A 22,069-nucleotide genomic window follows, 5' to 3' on the forward strand; every position below is an offset into this window, starting at 1 on the left:
TCGAACAGCAGTGGCGACGCGGGGATCACCCCGAACGACGGTAAAACCTTGAGGTCGCCCTCATAGGTATAGCTAAGCTCTCCCGGATCGACGGGAGGCACTCCTGCGCCCAAGCCGAGGTGGTAGAGGATGACATCCGACGGGTCCCACGAGCCCGCACGCTCCTTGAGTTCCGCACCGAGGACGGAGTCAATGTCGATGGGCATTTCTCATCAACCGCTGGATCGTATAAAGACGTACTTGCCGGGAGCCGGGCCGACCGGCCTGTGCTGCTCATCTCCCAGTCTGCTTGGCGCTGAAACTTTCTCGCCCGCCCGCTCGGCGAGCCACGGCGCCCAGTCCTGCCACCAGGTGCCCTTGTGCATTTGCGCGGATCGCAGCCATTCTTCCGGTGTCGGGCACAACTCGTCGCCGATGCGGTAGGACGATTTCGGGTTCCCCGGAGGGTGGATGACCGCCGCGATGTGGCCACTCGTCGAGAGAACGAAACGTGTCTTGCCACCCAGCATTGCCACACTGCGGTAACAACTCGGCCAGGGCGTGAGGTGGTCGGTTTCGCCGCCGGCTATGTAGGCGTCGCAGGTGATCTGACCCAGATCGATCGGCGTGCCTAGGACCGTGAGGGCACCAGGGCTCGCCAACGGATTGGCGAGCGCGAGGTCCACCAGATCGGCGTGCAATCCCGCCGGCATGTTCATCGAGTCCAGATTCCAATACAACAGGTCAAGCGCCGGAGGTTTGTTACCGAGGTAGTAGTTGTTGACAAAGTTGTTCCAGATCATGTCGTTGGGCCGCAGCCACGCAAAGGTTTGAGACAACTCCGTGCCCGCGAGGTAACCCTTCCGCCTGATTTTCGCCTTGGCAGCTTTAGCGACATCGGGCGAGGCGATGCTCAGGACGGGGCCACCACGGTGAACGTCAAGCACGGTGACCATGAGGCTCAGACTCGCGACCCTATCGATCTGGCCCAGTGCTGCCATATGGGCGACGGCGGTAGTGGTGGCAATTCCGCCGGCACAGAAGGCCACCACGTGAACCGCCTCTGCCCCGGCGATCTCGCGCGCAGTCTCGATCGCCTCGACGATCGAATTGAGGTAGTCCTCAAGGTTCCAACCCGCGTTGTCGCGGGTCGGGTTGGCCCACGACAGGGCGAACGGCTGCAACCCGTGGTCGCCCAGGAACTCGACCATGCTCTTGCCGGGTGAGAGGTCGACGACATAGAACTTGCTGATCATCGGTGGGATCAGCAACACCGGAATCTTGTGCACGTGTTCTGAGCGCGGCTCGTACTGGATGAGTTCGAAGCGATCCTGGCGGTGCACCACGGCGCCAGGCGAGGCGGCCATCGTCTCACCGACCTTGAACGGGGTGGGGTCGACGCTGGCCGGCAGTTTGACCGGCGAACGCGCATCGCGCACAAAAGCGCGTGCGCCCGTGACGAAGTTCTCTCCTCCGCGGTCGATCGTCGTCTTCCACACGGTCGGGTTGGTCAGCGGGAAGTTCGTCGGGGCCAGCGCGTCAATCAGGTTGTCGACCACTAGGCGCAGGCGTTCGTGATCGGCCCAGTCCAAGCCTGAGTCGTCAGCGAGACCGCGAGCGTAATCGCTGATGCTCAGGTACCCCTGGCAGATCCGACGAAACAGCCAGCTTTGCGTCCAGGCCGAATCACGGAATCGGGAATCGCCCTTTGCCGGAGTGCGTCCGGACCGACCCGCGATGACCCGTGCAAGGTCGGCTGCGGCCGACGCGGTATGGTCAACGACCTTCCCAGGCCGCCGCGCAAGCCCACCGGCCGCCTTGAGAAACTCCGCCCCAGGAATGAACCGGTTCTCGCCGCTGGCGGCCTCGGTCAGAAGCTGGTCCAGGCCGGCGTTTTGAACCTGACCGGCAGGGTCGGTGATCTCCGGCCGCACGGCCGCGGGTCGCGCCTGTGCCGCCGGCGCGCCGTCGCTGTCGGACTTCGATGATCGCGGTTTCGCTCGAGACTTCGGCTCGGCGCCGTTCGCCTCGGAAGCGTGAGTCGCCCTCGAAGAACGAGTCCTTTGCGTTGGTGCGTCCATAGCAACACGCTATGAATCCGCCGACGCCTAGGCGACCTCCCATTCGCGGGAACGGCCTCCTCCGAGTGAGGTGTTCCTCGTCGGAGAGGCAGCTGCGCGGCGGTATGGTCGCTCGCGTCAACCTCAGTCCGGTAGCACTCTGCTGCCGGCCGAGGATCGACTTATCCGGAGGAGTTCGCCGTGCCTGTCGATCGTCTGCTGCCCACCGATGAGGCGGGCGAGCTGATCGAGCTGACGCGAGAAATCGCGGATAAGGCGCTTGAGCCGATCGTCGACCACCACGAGCGGGAGGAGACCTATCCCGACGGAGTGTTCGCGACCCTGGGCGGTGCGGGCCTGCTAAGCCTGCCGTATCCCGAGGAATGGGGAGGCGGGAACCAGCCATACGAGGTTTATCTTCAGGTACTGGAGGAGATCGCCGCCCGCTGGGCTTCGATCGCGGTCGCTGTGAGCGTCCATGGCCTGGCGTGTCATCCGCTGATGGTGTTCGGCACCGACGCCCAGAAGCAGATGTGGCTCCCCGAGATGCTGAGCGGCAACACGATCGGCGCCTACAGCCTCTCCGAACCACAGGCCGGTTCCGACGCGGCCGCACTGCTGTGCAGTGCCGCCGTCGTGGAAGGCGGATACCGGATCAACGGCGCCAAAGCATGGATCACCCACGGTGGTATCGCCGACTTCTACACGTTGTTCGCGCGCACCGGCAAAGGAGCACAGTCCATTTCCTGCTTTCTGGTGGCCAGAGACACCGAAGGGCTCACATTCGGCAGACCCGAAGAGAAGATGGGCCTGCACGCGATACCGACAACGACGGCACACTACGACGACGTATTCATCCCGCTCGAGCGGCGCATCGGCAACGAAGGACAAGGCCTACCAATCGCATTCAGTGCACTAGACAGCGGACGACTTGGGATCGCCGCAGTCGCGGTCGGATTGGCCCAGGCCGCACTCGACGAGGCGGTCGCTTACAGCCAGCAACGAACCACCTTCGGCCGCAAGATCATCGACCACCAAGGCTTGGGTTTCCTGCTCGCCGATATGTCCGCGGCGATTGTAAGCGCACGGGCGACATACTTGGACGCCGCCCGTCGAAGGGACCTTGGCCGGCCTTATTCAGCGCAGGCAAGTGTCGCGAAATTGATTGCCACCGACGCAGCAATGAAAGTCACGACCGACGCCGTACAGGTATTTTGGCGGCGTCGGTTACACGCGCGACTATCGCGTGGAGCGGTACATGCGCGAGGCCAAGATAATGCAGATCTTCGAGGGCACCAATCAGATCCAGCGGATGGTGATCAGTCGCAGCCTCGCCGACCCTAATCCAGTTGCCATATAGATGCTGTGGACGCGAACCGCGACGAAACGAAAGGAATTGCGGAGTGGAAATCAATGCCGCGGTTGCCGTGGTCATCGCGGGCCCGTCCGGCCTGGGTTTGAAAAGTAAGGAGAACAGATGACCCTGAGGATGCAGTTTACCGAGATGGCGGTTGCGCGATGACGCCCCCCGCCATCGCCCAATGGCTCGACTTCATGGAGCGGGACGTATGGATATCCTCGACTACTTGCTCGCTGAGGATGCCGTCTTCTACTCACCCGCTATGTTTACCCCTCAACAGGGGCGCACCAAGGTGGCAGCGTACTTGCGCGCGGCCGAACAATTGTTCTGCGACAGTGGTTTCCACTATGTCGCGCAGTGGTTTGACGATCGCTCGGCAGTCCTGGAATTTTCTGCCGAACTCGACGACGTGCATGTCGAAGGCGTCGACATTATCTACTGGAACGACGAGGACAAGATCACGTCGTTCAAGGTGATGGTCCGGCCGCTGAGGGCCACCCAGACCGTTATTTCCAAGATGGGTGAGTTACTGTCGCAGGCTCAACAGGACGGTCCAACCCGCGAGTCCAACGGCCGATCATAATGGCTCATGCTCACCGATCTGCGCTCTGGCGCGGCGACTCGTCCGGCCGCTTGGAGTCGTTTGGTGTCGGGGGGCGAACCCAAAGGTCTGAACTACTGGCCCTTTCCGATACTCGAGACCTAAGCGATCTCGGTGATGCGAATACGCGCGTCGCCACTATTGCAGAAATATTCGTCGACCAGGCTGATCTGCGAGGTCTCTTCCCACTGATATACCGCATCGGCCTTGATGCCGTCGCCGAGGCTCTCGACGAGGGTTGCCTCAGAGATCCAGACTGGGTGAAGCGCTTCGAAATTGCCTTCGCAAGCCGTTACCTCGACAATCTGCACCGTCATTTGGGCGAGGACAAAACAACGCCGCCGTGGACCGCGGTCTACGGCCGGGTTGACGACGGCACGGCGACCATTGCGACGGTGTTGGCCGCGGCTCTCAATGCGCATCTGATCAGCGACCTGCCGGAAGCACTGCACACATCCGACGTACGCGCATATCACATCGTCGATTTCTTCACGCTGAGCCGCGTGATCTGGCAAACGGCACCCGACACCATCGTCGCTATCAAAGATTGTTATGGCACCGACTTGTCGCCGCTGTACAACGGGCCGTTTCAGATCCGGGCGGTCAGCTCCCTCCGCGGCCGCGTACCGTCCAGTCGAGAGCAGTTATTCCACAACATCACCGCTATGGCTTTCGCACGCGGCCGCGCCATGGCTAACCCGCTGGCCCGACCACTGATTCGTACCCAGATAGCGTCTCGCTCTCGGATGCTATCCGTGGCGGCCGACCAACTCGTCAGCCTGAGCCAACTCAGGCTGGGGGTCTAGAACTCGACGTCGAGATCAAAGTCATTGCACTCCAACAGGAGTTTGCGCATTGCCCATCGTCGCGAGGGATTCGACATCGCGCTGTAGTTTGGCCAGCTCACGCACCAGGTTTTTGCGCTTCTCGCTCACGTCGCTCGCTTCTTTGCTCAGCAAGCCCCGGTGTCGAGCCATTTTCAATGCTGTACTGAACATCTCGACCGAGATGGACTCCTCGCTGGCGATGCGGTGCTGCAGCGACCACTGCTTGCCCAACCGTAGGCACCTGTCGAAGAATTGCTTTTCGTCGATGTCAGCGTGTGGGTCACTATCCGCCAGTTCCTCGGCGACGACCCGGTACGCGTCGATAAAGGGTCGCAACACCAAATGCGCTACCAACAGCGGACTCTCGGCAAGCCATTGCGCCGCGATACCCGGATCGATATCAACGGCTGCATCATGGCGCGTGCCGGCCAGCAGCGCCAGCTCATTCCACAATTCCTCAGCGAACTCGTCGCGGCCGGCGAAGAAAAAGTCGAACTTGAGCAGTTCACGCAACGCCAGGGCCGCTTCCCAAGCGGTGCGGGTGGTCCCACTCGGTGTTTGCGCCAGTCGCAGCAAGGCGAGTTCAGCTATCGCGCGAACCAACAGAACGTGCACAGCGCTGTTGCGGTATACCGCCGCGACGAGATGCTGTTCTTCTCCGATGCCCCACACCGTGTCGGGTCCGCCCGAATAACAGCTGAGCACCCCGGACTCGACCAGGCTTCGCAGCGTGCGCGCCACCGTAGGCCGGTCGGTGAGGTTTTCGGCTCCGGCGACCTCCCACCCTCGCGCGGTTAGGTATTGCGCCAGCGGCGCCAAGGTCGCGCACACCTCATCTAAGGTCAGAGCATGGTCCTGGCCGAGCAGGGCTACACACACCGCTGCCGTCGCGGTCACCGGCGTCGTTCGATTGAGGCGATGGCAAACCTCCAAGGCGACCCGCTCCACGACCTGCTTGTCGTCGAGTCCCCCGGCGTGCAGTGCTGTAATCCTTTCGTACACGGGTATTGGGTTGCCGAAATCGAGGTAGATCCGGCCGAGGCGGGTCGACAGCCGGCGCGCATACTCCGCGAGCCATTTGAGGTCCTCGGGTTGCTTGCTGCCCCCGCGTGATTCAGACACCATGAGCTCGACCTCGTGCACGGGCAGCTGGTCGTACATGATGGACACGGGCACGATCAAGGCCTCGGCCGTGGAGGCCGAGGCGATGGCGTCGGTGACGTAGCGCAACAGGCCGTATCGCGGAGGCCGAAGCTTTCCGGTACGGCTCCGGCCACCTTCGATCGACCAGACAAGATTGTGGCCACTGGTCACCAGGTGCCCGACCAGAGCACGCAACGCCATCCGGTAAACAGGCGTATCCCCCGATGCACGACGGACATGCACGATTCCGTTTCGGCGGGCGAGGGTCCCTAGCGGGAAGAAGTTGAGGTTTGCGCCCGCCATTCCGAAGCACGGGGCGATACCAGCGCCTAGGAGCCGCGGCGGTAGCGCGAACTCATCAAGATAGGAGCGATGCGAGATCAAGAAGATCAGCGTGTGGCGGTCGTCGAGCCCGCGCAGCTCAGCCAATTCCGCATCCTTGGTGATGATTTCGTATCCGCGCACCAGCCACGCCGAGACTCGATGCCATGCCCGCAACACCCTGGGACTGTGGGTGGCGCCCATTTCTCGCAGATATTCAGCCGCCTCGGCCTTGACTGCGGTCGTGTCACGCCCTAGTTGGGTCGCCAATTGCTCAATGGCACGATTAAATTCGTTCGAGTTCAGCACTTCGCTGACGATAGGCAGATCGTCGGGCCTGGCGGTTCCTGGGTCGATTGCGGCACCGTCACGGTTCGCGGTGCGCCCCAGCCTGTGCACGTCAGTATTCCTTTGCTGTCGAGTTGGCGATCGCCTTGGACCATCGCTGTCCGGCTTGAATACCCGGCCAGTCATCTAAGGTGTCGATGTAGAGCTCGCGCATCCGATTTAGCCAGGGCTCGATGTCTTCCCGCGTCCAACCGGCGGTCGGCACGGGTTCGTGCACCGTGACTTCGACGGTTCCGGATTGGGCGATGCGCGCGTTGCGCCACATGATTTCTCCCGCATTGCGGATGACGATCGGGACGATCGGGACCTCGGCGTCGCGGGCGAGATGAAAACCGCCTTTTTTGAACTGGCCGATCGTCGGGGTCACCGATCGTGTCCCTTCCGGCGACATCGCAATCGAGGTACCCGATCGCAGTTTGTCAACGGCCGGCTGCAACGCTGAAATGGCGCTTGCCGTGTTCCCCCTGTCGACGAACGCCACATCGGCCAGCTCGAACAGCTTGCCGATAACGGGCATCTGGCGGACTTCGGCCTTAGCGACGATCGTGAAGCCCTGTCGCAGGATGCGCGCGGTCACCAGCACATCAATCAACGTGCTCTGATGATTGGCGAAAAACACCGCCGGCCGTTGCGACCAAAGATGCTCTGCTCCGATCAAGTCAACCGAGATGTTTCCCAGAGACGTTCCGGCACGGCCGAAAAGCCAGGTTGCGACGTCCACTCCGCGCCGACGGTTCCGGGCTGCGACACCGGTGGCGAACCCCGCACCGGCGGCGGCCACCAAACTGCCGTACATCGCCGCCGTCCGGACGACTGGGATCGGGTTGTGATTGTCCCTACGGCCCCTGAACTCCAATGTGGTCCAACCAGTTTGAATGCCATGCTGAGCGAGGGCCGGTGCCGGATTGACCTGATGTGCAAAGCCGACCGATTCGAGCAACGAGATGTCCTCGTCGCTGTGTGCGTAGGCGTGGCTTCGGCCAAGATCGATGCCCTCGCGTGCAGCGAATTCGCGCAGTGCGGTTGATTTGGCCAGGCCCACCAACGGCTGGCCCGTCGGCCGTCCGGTCAGTACCCCCTGCTCGGCTTCAAGTTCGGTGCACAAGAGGTGCTCGACACCCAGCTCGCGCGCCAATGGTTCGACGTCGAACCACGGCTCGGAGGCCACCAAAACGACTGTGTGTCCACGGTTGATATGGGCGCGCACCAGTCCCCACATGCCGTGAAACAAGCCAGCGGCCACGTCCTCATTGAACCGGCGCTGACCGGCCTTTCGCACCGCGTCTTCGGAGCAGCCCGCCCAGGCCTGAAAGTCGTCGGCGCGTGCCTTGGTCGGCCCGCGTTCGACACGGTCCACTACCGCCCGGTAATCGAATACCGCCCCAATCGTCCGCCCAGACGGACCGTTGCGGATGCTCTCGACCAACTCATCGAACGACATTGCCACGTCCCCGGTGCCGCCGGCCGGCGAGGTGCAGCACTTCGTCGAACCCTTCCTGCAGACAGCTCAAGAACTCAGATTCGTAAGTGATGGCATCGGGATCGAAATTCACTCCAATGCAACATGTTCCGTCGTAGGACAGCATCGTCGCCATTGCGGCAACGCCCGGGCGCGGTCCGACGACATAGAGCCGCAGGACCTTCGCGCCTGCCATATATAACGTCCGGCCGACCCCGCCCATGTTGGACGCCTGCAGATCGTTGGCGGTGGTCATCTGAGCGGCGAGTGGGGTCAACACCTTCGCCGGAAGTACGCTGAGCACCGGCGCGATCAGATCGATGAAACCCAGCGCGGGTTCCTTCCGCACCTCGGTGATGAAACGATGGATCGTCGCGATCCGTGCCCGCGGATCCTCCTCGCCGACGGGACTGACGAACCGCGCAGCGGCGAATCGATTCCCGCCCATCGGGTCATCGGCGTTTCGGATACTGACCGGAATAGCCATCGGCAGCAATTCCACCGTCACGCCCTGCTTTTCGTGATAACGCCGCACGCCACCGAGCAGACCTGCCAGAAAGGCGTCGTTGACGGTGCCGCCCGCTACTCTGGCGGCGGCTTTCAAAGCGGGCAGTGGCACGTCGATGGTAATGAACCGGTAATTCGTTCCGCCTTCGCGAAGCAGTGGGGAGCGGGGCGCCGAGGGCGGCGCTAACACCCGTCCTAGCGATCGTCCGAATCTGATGGTTTTCCGGGTGGTTCCGAGCGGGTCGCGGCTGAGCCGGTCGAGGACATGGGCAGCCTGACGAGCGAGGAACTCGGGTGCGCCGACGATCTGCGATGCCAACCGGCTGACGAGCACGCCCGACGGCGACTGGAGACGACGGTCCGACTCCTCCGCGGAGCCCTGCTCTTTGCTGGGTTCCCGACTGTACCCGTGGGTGAGGTCGATCAGCTGCAGCATGCCCAGTCCGTCGGTGAGGCTGTGATGCCCCTTGAAGAGGAAGGCCGCCCGACCCTCGGGCAGCCCGCCGACGAGCATCGCCTCCCACGGAGGACGTTGCGGATCAAGCGGTCTGGCCGCGAGAACTCCCGCGATGGCGTGCAGGTCGTCGAACGAGCCGCCCTCGGGCAAGCGAATGCGCTGCAGGTGATAGCCGAGGTCGAAGTGCGGATCGGGCGACCAAACCGGCGTGACAAGCGGCACAGGTGGCTCGACCACACGCTCCTGCAGCCGCGGAATGCGGTCGGTAAGACGCTGATGCGCGGCGAACAGTCGCTCCCAGTCGGGTTCGCTCTCAAGGATTTCCAGGACAACGCCGGCCGACCGGGTTCGGTGATCGCCTTCCGCTCGCCACATCACGGCTTCCCACGCACTAAACTCAGACGGCCCACCCCATGTGGCCGCGAGATCGTCGTCAGCGGTCATCGTGATCGCCCTTCCTGCTTCCGGGACACCTCATCAACGGCGGTGGTCACATCGAGAATCATCTGGGCCACCCCGGCGGGATCATCGGACATCGGGACGTGGCCAACGTCGGCCATGCGAATCAGTTCCGCGTCAGGGATACGGCTGAGCATCGGCGCGCCGAACTCCCGGAAGGGCAGCACCATGTCCCGCTGCGGCCACACCAGGCGGATCGGGTACCGCTGTCCTGCCGGCAGCGCTTGGACTTGTTCGTGTGACGCTGCAGCAAGTAGCTCACCAACCATCGGTGCAAGCGCTGCCGCGCAAAGGCTAGCTGCGACGTAATCGGGGCTGATGCGGCTGGGGTGTGCCACCTGGGTGCATAACAGCAACGTGCGCAGTGCCCGCCTCGACGCGATCGCATCGGCATGCACGGCGCAGCGAGCGAGCGCAGCAAGCCCTAGCCGCATCGTCGCCGCCAGTGCGACCAGGCGTCGTTGCGTGCGACTGGCGCCCGCGGGGCTGAACAACACCAACGACTTAGCCCTGCCACGGCGGGCAAGTTCGATACCGATCCACCCGCCCAGCGAATTGCCGGCGATGTGGACCGTGTCCAGACCCGCGCGATCGAGTTCTTCCTCGACGCCGTCGGCCAGCGTCGCGACCGACAACGCCGCTCCGGGAGCGAAGGCGGATGCTCCAGCGTGGCCGAGCAATGTCGGCGCCAGCACGTCGTGATGCGGCTCCAGATGCTCCAGCACCGGCTCCCACGCTCGCCACGTCACCGAAACACCGTGCAACAGCAGGAGCGGGCTGCCGGTCCCGGCGCGATGGCGGGGAGTGTGCTCCAACGTCACGATGCCCGGCCGGTCCGGCGGCCGATGAAGTCGCACCGCCGCCAACCCGGCTACGCTGGCGCCAAGAGCGGCGATCGCCAAAGCCCGCTTGCTCACAGCGACATGCCTGCGTCTCGTCTGACTGCATGGGTTTCCAACGCGCGATTTATCGAGCAGCGTCGGCGGCACGACAATCGCCGCGCGCACAGGAGACACAGATCGTTTGAGGTGCCGGACACATAAAATTCCTACATCGTCGGGCCCAAGCCCTGAGCAGCCTCGCTGGCTGCCAATTCAGACAATCACCACAGACCAGAGCCTGTTAGCTCCCAAAGGTGAGGTCTTCCTGTCCCGAACGGGGTATCACGCCCCGGGTGCGACCACACCGGCGGCATGCCGATGTCGCGCGGCCAGGCGCCATCATCGGACCGCCGCGGAACCGACCTGGCGAGCGCAGCCACGCGACCAAACCGGCACATAGCCCCATTGGGGCATTAAGACTCCCGTTTCAGGGGATAACGGGATACGGCAACCGGTGATTTCATCCCAAGGGAGGCAATAAGCGACCGCGAGTGGCGTTACGGAGCGCGCTCCTCGCAACATGTGCGAGGAGAACGTCATGATCGCGCCGCACGGCACGGGACACGCATTTGCTCCCGACGGTCACCTGTTGCGTGTCGATGTGATGAGCGGCCAATGGGTGGCAAGCAGGTTTGCCCCCAACTTGGTCCTCGAACAACAGATTTTCGGCACCGATGAGTCGGTGCACCAACAGATTGCGCAATGGCATTCAGCGAAAGGGCCCTAGCGATGTCGGCCACGCCCCCGTCCAGTCTGGAGGGTTTGCCCCGCACGTCAGCACACCTGTTTGACGACTACCTGCTGCCCGCTGAGACCCTGAAGATCCGAGAGGAGGCGAGACAGTTCGCTGAGCGGGTACTGGCCCCACGCGCCGCCGAGCTGAACTCGGCTGTCGAATCATCGGCAGTCTTTCCCCGCGACATCCTGCGAGAGATAGCCGACGCCGGTTTGTATGCGATCCCGTTCGGCCCGGACGTTGGCGGCCGGGGGCTGCAGTATCCGATGCTTGGCGCCGCGACGGTCCTGGAGGAATTGGCTTATTTCACACCGGGAGTCGCCTCGGCACTCTATGACGGACAGGCCCTGCTGGTCGGGCGTACCCTTCACGGTGCCCCGCCGCCCGTCCGCGACGAGTTCCTGCCGCGGCTGGTCCGCGGCGAGATCGTCGGCTCTTTCGCCACCAGCGAACCCGACGCCAGCACGGACCTGTCGGCCGCTGCAATGAGCACCACCGCCGTGCCAGTGTCCGGTGGGTTCCGGCTGACAGGCCGGAAGCGTTGGATCACCAACTCATGTGCGGCCGACATCATGACGGTGCTGTGCGTTGTGGACGGCGCTCAGGCAATGCTGCTCGTCGACATGCGTGCCGACGGTGTCGTGGTCGGCGAGCCCGATCTGAAGATGGGCAACCGCCTGCAGTTGACCTCAGACGTCGACTTCACCGACGTCTTCGTTCCTCAGGAGCACGTCATCGCCGAACCCGGACGCGGGTTGCGGACAGCGCTGAAAAGCTTGTCGCTGGGCCGGATAGGGGTCGGCGCGATGGGCGTCGGCATGGGCCAGTGCGCCTTCGATCACGCCGCGGCGCACCTGGGTCGCCGCAGCGCATTCGGGGCGAAGCTCGGCTCATTCCAACACTGGCAGTTCCGCTTCGCCGACCATGCGATCGCGTTGGAGAATGCGCGGTCGCTTTATCAGAAGGCTGCCCGCAAGTCCGACGATCGCGACGCGCCTGAGCCGGAGGCCGCGATGGCCAAGGTGAGCGGCAGCAGGCTTGCTGTGGACATCGCGCGCGACGCGATCCAGGTCCACGGTGGCTACGGGTTTGTCCGTCAACTTGCCGCCGACGGGCGGATCAACCATCTCGAGTCGATCTGGCGCGACAGCAAAGTCGGCGAAATCTATGAAGGCGCCAACGAAGTCCAATTGTGGAGCATCGCTCGGGTCGCGTTGGGGCGCGATGTCACCGGCTAACGAACCGAACGCCGAAGATTAGAAAGGGCCAACGAATGCAAATCTCAGCCGCGGTGGTGCCAGAGGTGGGCGCGAATTTCGTGCTCACCGAGGTCGAACTTCAAGAGCCAGCACCCGATGAGGTGTTGATAGAGATCGCCGGAGCCGGCATCTGTCACACCGACATCGCTGTCCAGCAAGGGCAATTGCCTTTCCCGCTGCCCGGCGTCCTGGGCCATGAGGGCAGTGGAACCGTGGTGCAGGTCGGCGCCGACGTGACGTCGGTCGCCGTCGGCGATCAGGTCGCAGTCAGCTTTAACAGCTGCGGCGCGTGCCCCACTTGCGCGACAGGCGAACCGGCCTATTGCCACGACTTTCTCGCATACAACTTCGGTGGAGTGCGCCCCGACGGATCCTCCGGGTTAGCCTCTGCCGGAACCACATTGGGAGCCAACTTTTTCGGCCAATCATCGTTGGCGACGCACGCGCTGGCTCACGAACGCAACGTGGTGAAGCTACCACCGGGTACCCCGCTCGAACTCGTGGGGCCGCTCGGGTGCGGCATCCAGACCGGGGCCGGCGCAGTGATGAACTCGCTTGACGTCCAGCCCGGATCGACGGTGGTCGTCGCCGGCGCGGGGCCGGTCGGCCTGTCCGCGGTGCTGGCCGCGGTGGTGCGCGAGGCCACGTCGATCATCGCAATCGACCTGCACGAGAGCAGGCGGAAGCTGGCCACCGATCTCGGCGCCACCCACGCTATCGACCCAAACGCTGGCCCGCTGGCCGATCAGATCAAAGAGATCTCTCCGGCGGGCGCCGGTTACGCGATTGACACTACGGCGGTGCCGCCCGTCACCGAACAGTTGCTCGCCTGCCTTGGCGTGCGGGGCAAGCTGGGGTTGCTTGGCGTGCCTGCCAATCCGGAGGCCGTCTTTTCGGTTGGGCTTTTCCAGCCGCCCCTGCTCGGGCAGACCATTCGGGGCATCATCGAAGGCGACGCCGACCCGCAGAAGTTCATCCCGTACATGCTCGATCTGCATCGTCAGGGCAAATTTCCCTTCGACAAGCTGATCACCACGATGCCGCTGGCCCAGATCAACGAGGCGGTGGAGGCGCAGCATCGCGGCGAGATCCTCAAAGCCGTGCTGACTCCGTGACCCAACCTCGCGAGCCCGTCCAGGCCTGTATGCGATCCCGTTCGGGCCCAATGTCGACAACAAGGTTCTGGAGTACCCGATGCTTGGCGCCGCGACCATGCTGGAGGAATTGGCCTTTCGCGTCGGGAGTTACCTCGGCGCTCTATGACGACATCGGAGAGGGCGGATCAAGCCATGTTTCGAAGTGACACCGTCGCCGCCCTGCGGCGAGAACGGGCAGAATTCATCCTCTTCTGCCGCGATCTCGACGACGCTCAGTGGCGAACACCAAGTAGGGCAGCAGGATGGCGAGTGCAAGACGTCGTCGCACATGTGGGCTCGGCGTGTCACTCACTGTTTACGCCCGCATCGCTAAACACCATGCGGAGCAGCAACATTGAACGCACCAACGATGCCTTCGTCGACGCCCGCCGCGCCTGGACGACGACTCAGACGCTCGCCGAGTACCAACGGTGGAGCCGCGTACTGATCGCCGCCGCCGGGACGATCTTCCGGACGCCCCTGGCGGACCTGAAGGTGCCGCTGGCGGAATTGGGCAAGTTCCCGGCCGTCCTTCTGCTTACCGGCGCGATGACATTCGACATCCATACGCATTTGCGCTACGACATCGCACCGGCTCTCGACCTGCCGACACCCGACACCGATGCCAACCGGATGGCGGTAGTGCTCGAGTGGATGTTTGCGGTGCTGACTAACCAGTCTGCTGGTGACCCGGCCGGCGTGGTTCGACCGCCCAGTGGGCATGACGCTGCGTGGGCCCGGCGGAGGAAGTTGGGTCATTGACGCGAGCGGTGCAGCTCAGGGTCACCCCGACGCTGGTGCCGCGCATATCGTCGGGGCCGCGGCAGAGTTCCCGGAGTGGGGCACCAAGCGGGTCGACTGGCGGAGCAGGGACGTAACCGTCAACGGTGACGTTGACTACGGCGCCCGATTCCTTGATTCGGTCAACATCGTATGAAGACCTACGACTACGCAGTTATCGGTGCGGGTTCGGCGGGCTGCGCAGTAGCGGGCCGCTTATCGGCGGATCCTTCACGCAGCGTGCTGCTGCTCGAAGCCGGACGATCCGACCTGCGGCTCAGTGTGCGGGCTCCGCTTGCCTTCGCCACCCAATTCGGTGGTCCGACCGACTGGAAGTTGCAGACCGAACCCGAACCCGGATGCGCTGACCGCCGCATGGAGCAGCCGCGGGGCAAGGTAATTGGCGGCACCAGTTCGATGAACGCGATGGTCTGGGTGCGTGGGAGCCCACACGACTGGGTGGTACGAGCAATCGCCGCTGGTTGATTTCCCGGGTCACACCGCGCCGCGGGCTAGCTGATCCAGCCCTGCTTATCGGTTCCGGGCACGCTGACGATCCCGGATGCCGATGGCCCGAAAGTGACAGCGACGGCGCTGATGCGATGATCGAAAAGCCAAGAAGTGATTGGGCTAGACACGACTAGACCAGCCGCAGCCGCAGCGGCGCTGCAGCTTAACGCGCCATGTTCGCAAAGCGCGACAGATGCAGTTGGTGAGCGACGGTCACCGTCTTGGTCGGGCCGTTGCGGTGCTTGGCCAGAATCAGGTCTGCTTCGCCGCCACGCGGATCGTCGCGTTCGAAGGCATCGGGCCGGTGCAGCAGGATAACTACGTCGCTATCTTGCTCCAGCGAACCCGACTCCCTTAGATCGGCCAGCATTGGCTTCTTGTCGGTGCGCTGCTCGGGACCACGGTTGAGCTGACTGATCGCGATCACCGGAACCTCGAGCTCCTTGGCCAAAAGCTTTAAGTTACGCGAAAACTCGGATACCTCGACCTGCCGCGACTCGAACTTCTTACCAGAGGTCATCAGCTGCAGGTAGTCGACAACGATTAACCGTAGGTCGGCCCGCTGCCGTAACCGGCGGGCCTTGGCGCGGATCTCCATCATCGTCAGATTCGGTGAGTCGTCGATATACAGTGGCGCCTCACTGATTTCGCTCATCCGCCGCGCCAGCCGGGTCCAGTCGTCGTCACTCATCCGGCCCGAACGCATATCGGTGAGCTTGATTTTCGCCTCAGCCGACAGCAGCCGCATCACGATCTCGGACTTGCTCATCTCCAACGAGAAGATGACGCTGGCCATCCGGTTCTTGATCGAGCAGGACCGCATGAAATCGAGGCCGAGTGTCGAGTTGTGTGTCGGAATCATGCCGCGGCCGGCCAGGTACAGGTGCGCGGCATTGTCCACCTGCACGCAGCGCACCGGAACACAGCGGACCGTGCGCACCGCATCCACTTGCAACACCGGAGCCATCAAGGTGGCGGCACCCGGGCGATTCCGGTAGCGCCCGATGGATCCAGCCGCGGCGATACTGTCCAGGCCGCTCCGTAATTGGCCTGTTGTGCGGATGCCATAACCCGTCGGCCACTGATGCTCACCGTCGGCGACGATCACCGTACCGTCGGAGAATTCGACCTCGTAGCACGGCCGCCCCAGCATCACTTCGGTGGCGGCCACCACTCGAGTGGGCCGCCCATCGGCGCCCAGCAACTCATCGCTGACGGAAACGGCGCCCATCGTCGTCCAGCCGGTCGGCGTCGGCAGCGGCGTATCCAATGCCAACGCCTTCCCGACTCCAGGTCGGGCCGCGACGATGATCATCTGGCCCGGATGCAGGCCGTTGGTCACCTCGTCAAGCTCCGCGAACCCGGTCGGCACCCCACGAGCCAGACCGCCGTTGGAGGCGATCGCGTCGATCTCGTCCATCGTCGGCTGCAGCAAATCCTCCAACGCGACGAAGTCCTCGGAAAGCCGCCGGTCGGTGACGTCGTAGATCTCGGCCTGCGCCCGGTCGACCACCTCGGCGACGTCGGCGCCTTCCGCGCCCGCGTAGCCGTACTGCACCACCCGGGTGCCGACTTCGACCAGCCGGCGCAGTAGCGCCTTCTCGGCGACGATTTCGGCGTAGTAGCCGGCGTTGGCCGCCGTCGGCACCATCGAGATCAAGGTATGCAGGTACGGCGCACCGCCGACCCGGCGCAGCAGGCCGCGGCGGTCCAGCTCGGCGGCAACCGTCACCGCATCGGCCGGCTCCCCCCGCCCGTAGAGGTCGAGGATGGCGTCGTAGACGTTCTGGTGCGCCGGGCGGTAGAAGTCACCGGGCCGCAGCTTTTCCAAGACGTCGGCGATCGCGTCCTTGCTCAGCAGCATCCCGCCCAATACGGACTGTTCGGCTGCCAGATCTTGCGGCGGCTGACGGCCGAAGTCCTCGCTGGGGGCATCGATGCCGGGGTGGCCGAGATCGTCAACGACTGCCATAACCTCCCCACCTCCTCCGGCACGGCGCTCGAACGCATATTCGATACTGACTATTGACGCTAAGTCCTGCCACCGACATCACTTGAGTCAAAGCACCGCCATCACCCCACAACCGGATTGACGCTAAAGGTTGCTGGCGAGGACTCAAAACGGAGTTGTTCATAGACCTGTGCATCGTGTGTGCATATCCGTCGGCGCCTGTGTTGAGGGGGTGTGGAGAACTTGTGGAGCAATTCGCGGCATTGCGACATCACTGCAGATAAGCGGACCACATAGCTACATACTTCGTGTGGATGGGAATCTCTTCGGCGTGTCGGGCCGGGTTTCGACTTCGGGCGTGTTGCGTTTCAGGCAATGATTCGCAGCGTTAACGGACGGTTACGTTCGCTAAGATTCGCGTTCGCCTGCAAGTTCGCCAGCACACCCAGCAACGCCAATACCCCGGTGACGGCCCGTCGGGCCCGCACCGGGGCGGGGTGTCGAGCCTTATCCCTCGGCGACGACGTCGAGTGTGATCTCGACGTTGACGTCCGGGTGTACATGCAGCGTGACCGGATGGTTACCAACGGCCTTGATGTGGCCCTTGGGCAACCGAACGATGCGCTTGTCGAGGTTAGGTCCGCCGGCCTTTTTGATCGCGGTGACGATGTCACCGGAAGTCACCGAGCCGAACAGCTTGCCTGAGTCGCCAGCGGTCTTCACCGGCAGCGCAACCGCGCCCAGCGCTTCGATCGCCGTCTTGATTTCGTTGGCGTGTTCAAGGTCTCGCACCTGCTTGGATTCCCGGGCCCGGCGGATGTCCTCAACCTGCTTCTGCGCGCCGCGCGAGGTGACGATCGCCAGGCCACGCGGGAGCAAGAAGTTGCGGCCGTACCCGTCCTTCACCTCAACGGCGTCGCCGGCGGAACCGAGGTGGTCGACATCGGCGGTCAAAATCAGCTTCATCTCTTCGTCAATTCCGTTCTGCGTAAACCGTTTACCGTGACGAGGACGTGAACGGCAGCAGCGCCACCTCGCGGGCATTCTTGACCGCGAGCGCAATATCACGCTGGTGCTGCACGCAGTTTCCGGTGACGCGACGCGCGCGGATCTTGCCGCGCTCGCTGATGTAGGTGCGCAGCAACGCGGTGTCCTTGTAGTCGATCTCTTGCTGTTTCTTGCCGCAGAACACACATTTGCGCGTCTTGACCGGCTTTTCCGGTGCCGGTCGCCGCTTATTGGACTTGGCCATGTCTGTCTCTTTCGTTCTGTCGATCTGAGAGTTAGGAAGTTGGTTAAAAAATTAGAAGGGTGGTTCGTCGTCGCCGCCGCCGAACGAACCGGAGGCGGGGGCGCTGCCCCACGGGTCGTCGCCGGTTCCTGCCGTTCCGCCGCCGGTCTGAGCCGACTGACGGGATCCCCCGCCGCCGCCACCGAAACCACCACCGCTACCGCCGCTGCGGCTGGCCTTGTTGACCTTGGCGGTGGCGTAGCGAAGTGACGGGCCGATCTCGTCGACCTCGACCTCGACCACGGTGCGCTTCTCGCCCTCGCGGGTCTCGAACGAACGCTGCTTGAGCCGGCCCTGCACGATCACCCGGGAGCCCCGAGTCAGGCTTTCGGCCACGTTCTCGGCGGCCTCACGCCAGATGTTGCACCGCAAGAACAGCGCCTCGCCGTCCTTCCACTCCCCGCTCTGGCGGTCGTAGATCCGCGGTGTCGAGGCCACCGTGAAGTTCGCTACCGCGGCACCGGACGGGGTGAACCGCAGTTCGGGGTCAGCGGTCAAGTTTCCGACGACGGTGATGGTGGTGTCACCAGCCACAGTGACCTCCTAGTCCTCGTGGACCTGCCTGGATCGGCGGGTGGGTGGTCATGAGCGTGCTGTCGCAGAGCCTACGCAACGGCTACGACGCGACGCGGTCATTCGCCAACAGGCGCCTAGCGACGATTGGGGGCACCTCCCGCTTGCGGGGGAAAGCCAGGCCATCGGCATCAGTGCTTGTCGGTGCGCATCACTTTGGTGCGCAACACCGACTCGTTCAGGCTGAGCTGACGGTCGAGTTCGGACACCGTCGCGGGCGCGGCCTTGAGGTCGATCACCGCGTAGATGCCCTCGGCATGCTTCGCGATCTCGTACGCCAACCGGCGCCGACCCCAGATGTCGACCTTCTCCACGGTTCCACCGTCTTTGCGGACGACGTTGAGAAAGGTCTCCAACGACGGGGCTACGGTGCGCTCGTCGAGGGTGGGGTCGAGGATGACCATGATTTCGTATGGACGCATGGGAACCTCATCACCTCCTATGGTCGTTTGCGGCCACGGTCTTGTCCGTGGCAGGAGGGTCGCCTGCGTCGGCAACCGCCCCAGGCTACCGGACAGTGGCTGAGCCTGCGAAATCCGCTTCGGTCTGCAGGCTCGGTGCGGTCGACTGCCGTAACCGCGGCGGACGTAGCCATGTCGCAAGCCAGCTGGGCGGCGCATCGCCGGCACGGTCGAACACCCCGCCCGCCGGATCGTCGACCCGTCCACGCCAGCGCACCAGGTCTTCCTCGGGCCGGTAGATCTGGCGGACCACCAGCGCGCACAGGGCCAGCACCGCGATGTCACGCAGCAGGACGGTCGCGGTGAACCACTGTTCGGGCAACCCGCGGTTGGGCACGCTGTACAGGTAGTACATCCGCGGCACCCAGACCAGCGCGTCGATCGTCATCCACGTCAACAGGATTCGGCGGTGCGGCAACGCCAGCACCGCCAACGGCACCAGCCACAGCGAGAACTGCGGACTCCACACCTTGTTGGTCAACAAAAACGCCGCTACCACCAGAAACGCCAGTTGCGCCACGCGCGGCCGCCGCGGAGCGGTCAGCGCGATGTAACCGATTGCTGCACAAGACAATACGAACAGCGCCAGGACGACCTCGTTCAGCCTCTGAGGCGGCTGCCAGAAACCCAGATTCGGATCGAAACCCTGCCAGCCGGTGAACGATTTGACGATGCTGAACAGCGAATCCATGTCATCGCCGCGGCGGGCGTTCAGCCGGAAGAACTCCGACCACCCCCGCGGGAAGAGCACCATCACCGGCAAGTTCACTGCCAGCCACGTCGCCGCAGTCACGACTGCGGTGCGGGCCAGCTCACCCAGCCGCCCGGTCCGGATGCCAAGCGCCAGCAGCGGGCCCAACAACAACGCCGGATACAGCTTGGCCGCCACACCCAGACCGAGCAGCACGCCGGCCAGCACCGGTCGCCGCCGCGCCCACGCCAGCAGCCCGCCGATCGCCAAAGCCGTTGCCAGCGCATCGAAATTCGTGAACATCTGAAAGATCACCAACGGGGACGCGCCGACCAACGCCGCATCCCACACCCGACGGCCCGCCAGCCCTGCGGTGGCCCACAACGTCGTCAGCCAAGCCAACGCCAGCCCGCTTGCGGCAACATCGAAAAAGACCACCACCTCGGCGACGACCGGCAGCCCGATCAGCTTGCTCAACGCGGTGTAGGTCTTGGCCAACGCCATCGACACGTACTGATACACGCCGGTGAGCACCGGGTACTCCATGTAGCGCACGGCGGGCCGGCCGTCATAGCGGGTTTGCGGCTTGCCGCCGGCGTCCTTTTCGACCCAGCTGGACTTGTACGGAAACTTGCCCTGGCTCAACAACTCTGCGCCGTACAGCGGCACGGTATCGGAGTAGCACAGTTCGTAGTAGGCGCGCTGGTTCTGCCAGTTGGCGACCCGCTGGTCACCCGGCCCGGTTCCGGTGCTCTGCAGGCAAGGCGCTTTCGTCGACCAGCCCAGCGCCAGAAACGCCAGCGCGATCAAAAACATCACGCGCAACGGGGTCAGGAAAGCGGTCCGCCCGATCACCGCGTGCCGACCCACCGGGCCGCCGACGAGATTCGACAGCGCCGCGCTTAGAAAGTCTGTGCGACTGGGGCAATCGCGGTCATCGGCGGAGCGCAAGTCGGCGGCCCGCGGCCGCGGCGAAATAGTGGGGCGGCCCGTTCCGGCGTCGATCACGGTGGCGGCGGCGGTGTAGGCTCGGGCGCTCCCGGCGGCGGCGGTGCAGGCTCGGGCGCGCCCGGCGGCGGCGGAGGAGGTGCCGGCCCGACCGGGACCATGGTGGGCGGCCCGATCGGGATCGTGATACCCGGTGCCACCTCAATCGTGGGCTGGATGACCGTCATCTGCGGCGGCGGGGGTGGCGGTGCTGGCGCTGCCGGCGCCCCGGCGTAGCCACCGATCTCCGCCGGCTTGGGGAAGGACTCGGTCGTGGTGCCGTTGAGCGCACCGTCCATGGTTGCCTTCCAGATGTCCGACGACAGACCCGAACCGTAGATCGGCGAACCCCACTTGTTGACCAGTGGCTTGTCGCCGGTGACGGTGCCCACCCATACCGCTGTCGACAGCGACGGGGTGTAGCCGACCATCCAGGCATCCTTGTCGGCTTCGGTGTCACCCAACTGCGTGGTGCCGGTCTTGGCCGCCGACGGCCGCCCGCCGGCCAACGCGTGGCCGCGCGAGTATGCGGCGATCGGCTGCATCGCCGACGTCACGTTGTCGGCGACGTCCTTGGGGATCCGCTGTTCGCTGGCGTTGTTCGAGTTGGTGGCATCGAACAGCACCTGACCGTCAGCGTTGACCACCTTCTGCACGAAATGCGGTTGGTGGTAGACACCCGATGCGGCCAGCGTGGCGTACGCCGAGGCCATGTCAAACACCCGAGTTTGATACTGGCCCAACACGATTCCGTTGTTGGGCGGGCCGCCCTTGCCGTCCTCGGACAGCGTGTGGTCCACGCCGGGGAAGCTGGTAGCGATGCCCGCTTGATGCGCGGCGTCCGCGACGTCGTCCGGCCCGTTCTTCAACTTGAGCATCAGCCGGTAGTAGGAGGTGTTCAGCGACCGCTTGAGTGCCTCGGCGATATTGCAGACTCCGCAGCCCTCGCCCTCGACGTTGGTGATCTTGATGCCGTTGACCGTCAGCGGTGAGCTGTCCACCTGAGTGCCCAAACCGATGCCTTGCTCCAGCGCAGCGATCAGCGCGAACACCTTGAATGCCGACCCGGTCTGCAGCCCGGCTTGGGCGAAGTCGAAGCCGTGCGCATCGTTGCCGCCGTAGTAAGCCTTGACCGCGCCGTTGTGTGGGTCGATGGAAACAACCGCGGTGCGCATGTCGGGTGCCTGGCCGTCCATGTACTTCGACACCGCGTCCTCGGCGGCCTTCTGCGCTTGCGGATCGATGGTGGTGGTGACCTGCAAACCCTGGGTGTTCAGCGTTTGCTCGTCGAT

Annotated in this window: 19 protein-coding genes and 2 pseudogenes; 8 read left to right on the plus strand and 13 right to left on the minus strand. The window is 63.9% G+C overall.

Annotated elements, in window-relative coordinates:
• Together VEI45_RS06750 and VEI45_RS06755 are read right to left on the minus strand one after the other, a co-directional pair.
• Window positions 1-206 (minus strand): annotated as a pseudogene (locus tag VEI45_RS06750) (3-alpha,7-alpha,12-alpha-trihydroxy-5-beta-cholest-24-enoyl-CoA hydratase); the annotation flags it as partial.
• 6 nt (window positions 207-212) lie between these two features.
• Entirely contained in the window at window positions 213-2,060 is a 1,848-nt protein-coding gene (locus VEI45_RS06755) for a PHA/PHB synthase family protein (RefSeq protein ID WP_324851346.1), read from the minus strand.
• A 180-nt stretch (window positions 2,061-2,240) separates the two neighbouring features.
• On the opposite strand from VEI45_RS06755, the pseudogene VEI45_RS06760 reads away from it, so the two are divergent.
• From VEI45_RS06760 to VEI45_RS06770, 3 genes and pseudogenes are all read left to right on the plus strand, one after another.
• Window positions 2,241-3,399, plus strand: a pseudogene (locus VEI45_RS06760) (acyl-CoA dehydrogenase family protein).
• 208 nt (window positions 3,400-3,607) lie between these two features.
• Window positions 3,608-3,982 (plus strand): nuclear transport factor 2 family protein, encoded by a 375-nt coding sequence (locus tag VEI45_RS06765; protein WP_414687416.1) that lies wholly within the window; start codon window positions 3,608-3,610, stop codon window positions 3,980-3,982.
• A complete protein-coding gene (locus VEI45_RS06770; RefSeq protein WP_324851348.1) occupies window positions 3,982-4,806 on the plus strand; it encodes a DUF5995 family protein in 825 nt (274 codons plus the stop codon). Before VEI45_RS06765 ends, VEI45_RS06770 begins: the two co-directional genes overlap by 1 nt.
• A gap of 21 nt (window positions 4,807-4,827) precedes the next feature.
• Here VEI45_RS06770 and VEI45_RS06775 read toward each other — a convergent pair whose 3' ends face one another.
• The 4 genes from VEI45_RS06775 to VEI45_RS06790 are packed head-to-tail and all read right to left on the minus strand — an operon-like array spanning window position 4,828 to window position 10,438.
• A complete protein-coding gene (locus tag VEI45_RS06775; protein ID WP_324851350.1) occupies window positions 4,828-6,690 on the minus strand; it encodes a 1-acyl-sn-glycerol-3-phosphate acyltransferase in 1,863 nt (620 codons plus the stop codon).
• A 1-nt stretch (window position 6,691) separates the two neighbouring features.
• On the minus strand, window positions 6,692-8,080 hold the full coding sequence (locus VEI45_RS06780; protein WP_324851352.1) for an HAD-IB family hydrolase: 1,389 nt from the start codon (window positions 8,078-8,080) through the stop codon (window positions 6,692-6,694).
• Complete coding sequence (locus tag VEI45_RS06785; RefSeq protein ID WP_324851354.1) at window positions 8,067-9,506, minus strand: wax ester/triacylglycerol synthase domain-containing protein; 1,440 nt, start codon at window positions 9,504-9,506, stop codon at window positions 8,067-8,069. Before VEI45_RS06785 ends, VEI45_RS06780 begins: the two co-directional genes overlap by 14 nt.
• Entirely contained in the window at window positions 9,503-10,438 is a 936-nt protein-coding gene (locus VEI45_RS06790; protein WP_324851356.1) for an alpha/beta hydrolase, read from the minus strand. Before VEI45_RS06790 ends, VEI45_RS06785 begins: the two co-directional genes overlap by 4 nt.
• 502 nt (window positions 10,439-10,940) lie before the next feature.
• On the opposite strand from VEI45_RS06790, the gene VEI45_RS06795 reads away from it, so the two are divergent.
• The 5 genes from VEI45_RS06795 to VEI45_RS06815 all read left to right on the plus strand — a co-directional run bounded on the left by VEI45_RS06795 (window position 10,941) and on the right by VEI45_RS06815 (window position 14,799).
• Complete coding sequence (locus tag VEI45_RS06795) at window positions 10,941-11,129, plus strand: hypothetical protein (RefSeq protein WP_324851359.1); 189 nt, start codon at window positions 10,941-10,943, stop codon at window positions 11,127-11,129.
• Window positions 11,130-11,131: 2 nt separating this feature from the next.
• Window positions 11,132-12,376 (plus strand): acyl-CoA dehydrogenase family protein, encoded by a 1,245-nt coding sequence (locus tag VEI45_RS06800; protein ID WP_324851361.1) that lies wholly within the window; start codon window positions 11,132-11,134, stop codon window positions 12,374-12,376.
• A 35-nt stretch (window positions 12,377-12,411) separates the two neighbouring features.
• A complete protein-coding gene (locus VEI45_RS06805; RefSeq protein WP_324851363.1) occupies window positions 12,412-13,512 on the plus strand; it encodes an NAD(P)-dependent alcohol dehydrogenase in 1,101 nt (366 codons plus the stop codon).
• 174 nt (window positions 13,513-13,686) lie between these two features.
• A complete protein-coding gene (locus VEI45_RS06810; protein ID WP_324851364.1) occupies window positions 13,687-14,295 on the plus strand; it encodes a maleylpyruvate isomerase N-terminal domain-containing protein in 609 nt (202 codons plus the stop codon).
• Window positions 14,296-14,466: 171 nt separating this feature from the next.
• On the plus strand, window positions 14,467-14,799 hold the full coding sequence (locus tag VEI45_RS06815) for a GMC family oxidoreductase N-terminal domain-containing protein (RefSeq protein ID WP_324851366.1): 333 nt from the start codon (window positions 14,467-14,469) through the stop codon (window positions 14,797-14,799).
• A 187-nt stretch (window positions 14,800-14,986) separates the two neighbouring features.
• On the opposite strand, the gene dnaB is transcribed toward VEI45_RS06815, so the two are convergent.
• The 7 genes from dnaB to VEI45_RS06850 all read right to left on the minus strand — a co-directional run.
• Window positions 14,987-16,795 (minus strand): replicative DNA helicase, encoded by a 1,809-nt coding sequence (dnaB, locus tag VEI45_RS06820; protein WP_324851368.1) that lies wholly within the window; start codon window positions 16,793-16,795, stop codon window positions 14,987-14,989.
• 486 nt (window positions 16,796-17,281) lie between these two features.
• Entirely contained in the window at window positions 17,282-17,740 is a 459-nt protein-coding gene (gene rplI, locus VEI45_RS06825; RefSeq protein WP_324851370.1) for a 50S ribosomal protein L9, read from the minus strand.
• A 31-nt stretch (window positions 17,741-17,771) separates the two neighbouring features.
• Window positions 17,772-18,026, minus strand: a complete 255-nt coding sequence (gene rpsR, locus VEI45_RS06830; RefSeq protein WP_324851372.1) for a 30S ribosomal protein S18 — start codon at window positions 18,024-18,026, stop codon at window positions 17,772-17,774.
• Between the two features lie 51 nt (window positions 18,027-18,077).
• A complete protein-coding gene (locus tag VEI45_RS06835) occupies window positions 18,078-18,599 on the minus strand; it encodes a single-stranded DNA-binding protein (RefSeq protein WP_324851374.1) in 522 nt (173 codons plus the stop codon).
• A 170-nt stretch (window positions 18,600-18,769) separates the two neighbouring features.
• Complete coding sequence (gene rpsF / locus VEI45_RS06840) at window positions 18,770-19,060, minus strand: 30S ribosomal protein S6 (RefSeq protein ID WP_324851376.1); 291 nt, start codon at window positions 19,058-19,060, stop codon at window positions 18,770-18,772.
• An 85-nt stretch (window positions 19,061-19,145) separates the two neighbouring features.
• Window positions 19,146-20,798 carry a glycosyltransferase family 87 protein gene (locus tag VEI45_RS06845; protein WP_324851378.1) on the minus strand — a complete coding sequence of 551 codons (1,653 nt, stop codon included), beginning with the start codon at window positions 20,796-20,798 and terminating at the stop codon, window positions 19,146-19,148.
• Window positions 20,795-22,069 (minus strand): transglycosylase domain-containing protein (locus VEI45_RS06850; RefSeq protein WP_324851380.1); only part of this gene is annotated, 1,275 nt, incomplete at its 5' end. The genes VEI45_RS06845 and VEI45_RS06850, both read right to left, overlap by 4 nt.

It is taken from the genome of Mycobacterium sp., from assembly GCF_035623875.1.
Taxonomy (GTDB): domain Bacteria; phylum Actinomycetota; class Actinomycetes; order Mycobacteriales; family Mycobacteriaceae; genus Mycobacterium.

Excerpts from the sequence above, each read along its gene's own strand:
- VEI45_RS06770 (WP_324851348.1), top strand. The coding sequence starts at position 3,982 with ATGGCTCATGCTCACCGATCTGCGCTCTGGCGCGGCGACTCGTCCGGC.
- VEI45_RS06800 (WP_324851361.1), top strand. The coding sequence starts at position 11,132 with ATGTCGGCCACGCCCCCGTCCAGTCTGGAGGGTTTGCCCCGCACGTCA.
- VEI45_RS06815 (WP_324851366.1), top strand. The coding sequence starts at position 14,467 with ATGAAGACCTACGACTACGCAGTTATCGGTGCGGGTTCGGCGGGCTGC.
- rpsR (WP_324851372.1), bottom strand. The coding sequence starts at position 18,026 with ATGGCCAAGTCCAATAAGCGGCGACCGGCACCGGAAAAGCCGGTCAAG.
- dnaB (WP_324851368.1), bottom strand. The coding sequence starts at position 16,795 with ATGGCAGTCGTTGACGATCTCGGCCACCCCGGCATCGATGCCCCCAGC.
- VEI45_RS06795 (WP_324851359.1), top strand. The coding sequence starts at position 10,941 with ATGATCGCGCCGCACGGCACGGGACACGCATTTGCTCCCGACGGTCAC.
- rpsF (WP_324851376.1), bottom strand. The coding sequence starts at position 19,060 with ATGCGTCCATACGAAATCATGGTCATCCTCGACCCCACCCTCGACGAG.
- rplI (WP_324851370.1), bottom strand. The coding sequence starts at position 17,740 with ATGAAGCTGATTTTGACCGCCGATGTCGACCACCTCGGTTCCGCCGGC.
- VEI45_RS06810 (WP_324851364.1), top strand. The coding sequence starts at position 13,687 with ATGTTTCGAAGTGACACCGTCGCCGCCCTGCGGCGAGAACGGGCAGAA.
- VEI45_RS06780 (WP_324851352.1), bottom strand. The coding sequence starts at position 8,080 with ATGTCGTTCGATGAGTTGGTCGAGAGCATCCGCAACGGTCCGTCTGGG.
- VEI45_RS06785 (WP_324851354.1), bottom strand. The coding sequence starts at position 9,506 with ATGACCGCTGACGACGATCTCGCGGCCACATGGGGTGGGCCGTCTGAG.
- VEI45_RS06755 (WP_324851346.1), bottom strand. The coding sequence starts at position 2,060 with ATGGACGCACCAACGCAAAGGACTCGTTCTTCGAGGGCGACTCACGCT.
- VEI45_RS06805 (WP_324851363.1), top strand. The coding sequence starts at position 12,412 with ATGCAAATCTCAGCCGCGGTGGTGCCAGAGGTGGGCGCGAATTTCGTG.
- VEI45_RS06765 (WP_414687416.1), top strand. The coding sequence starts at position 3,608 with ATGGATATCCTCGACTACTTGCTCGCTGAGGATGCCGTCTTCTACTCA.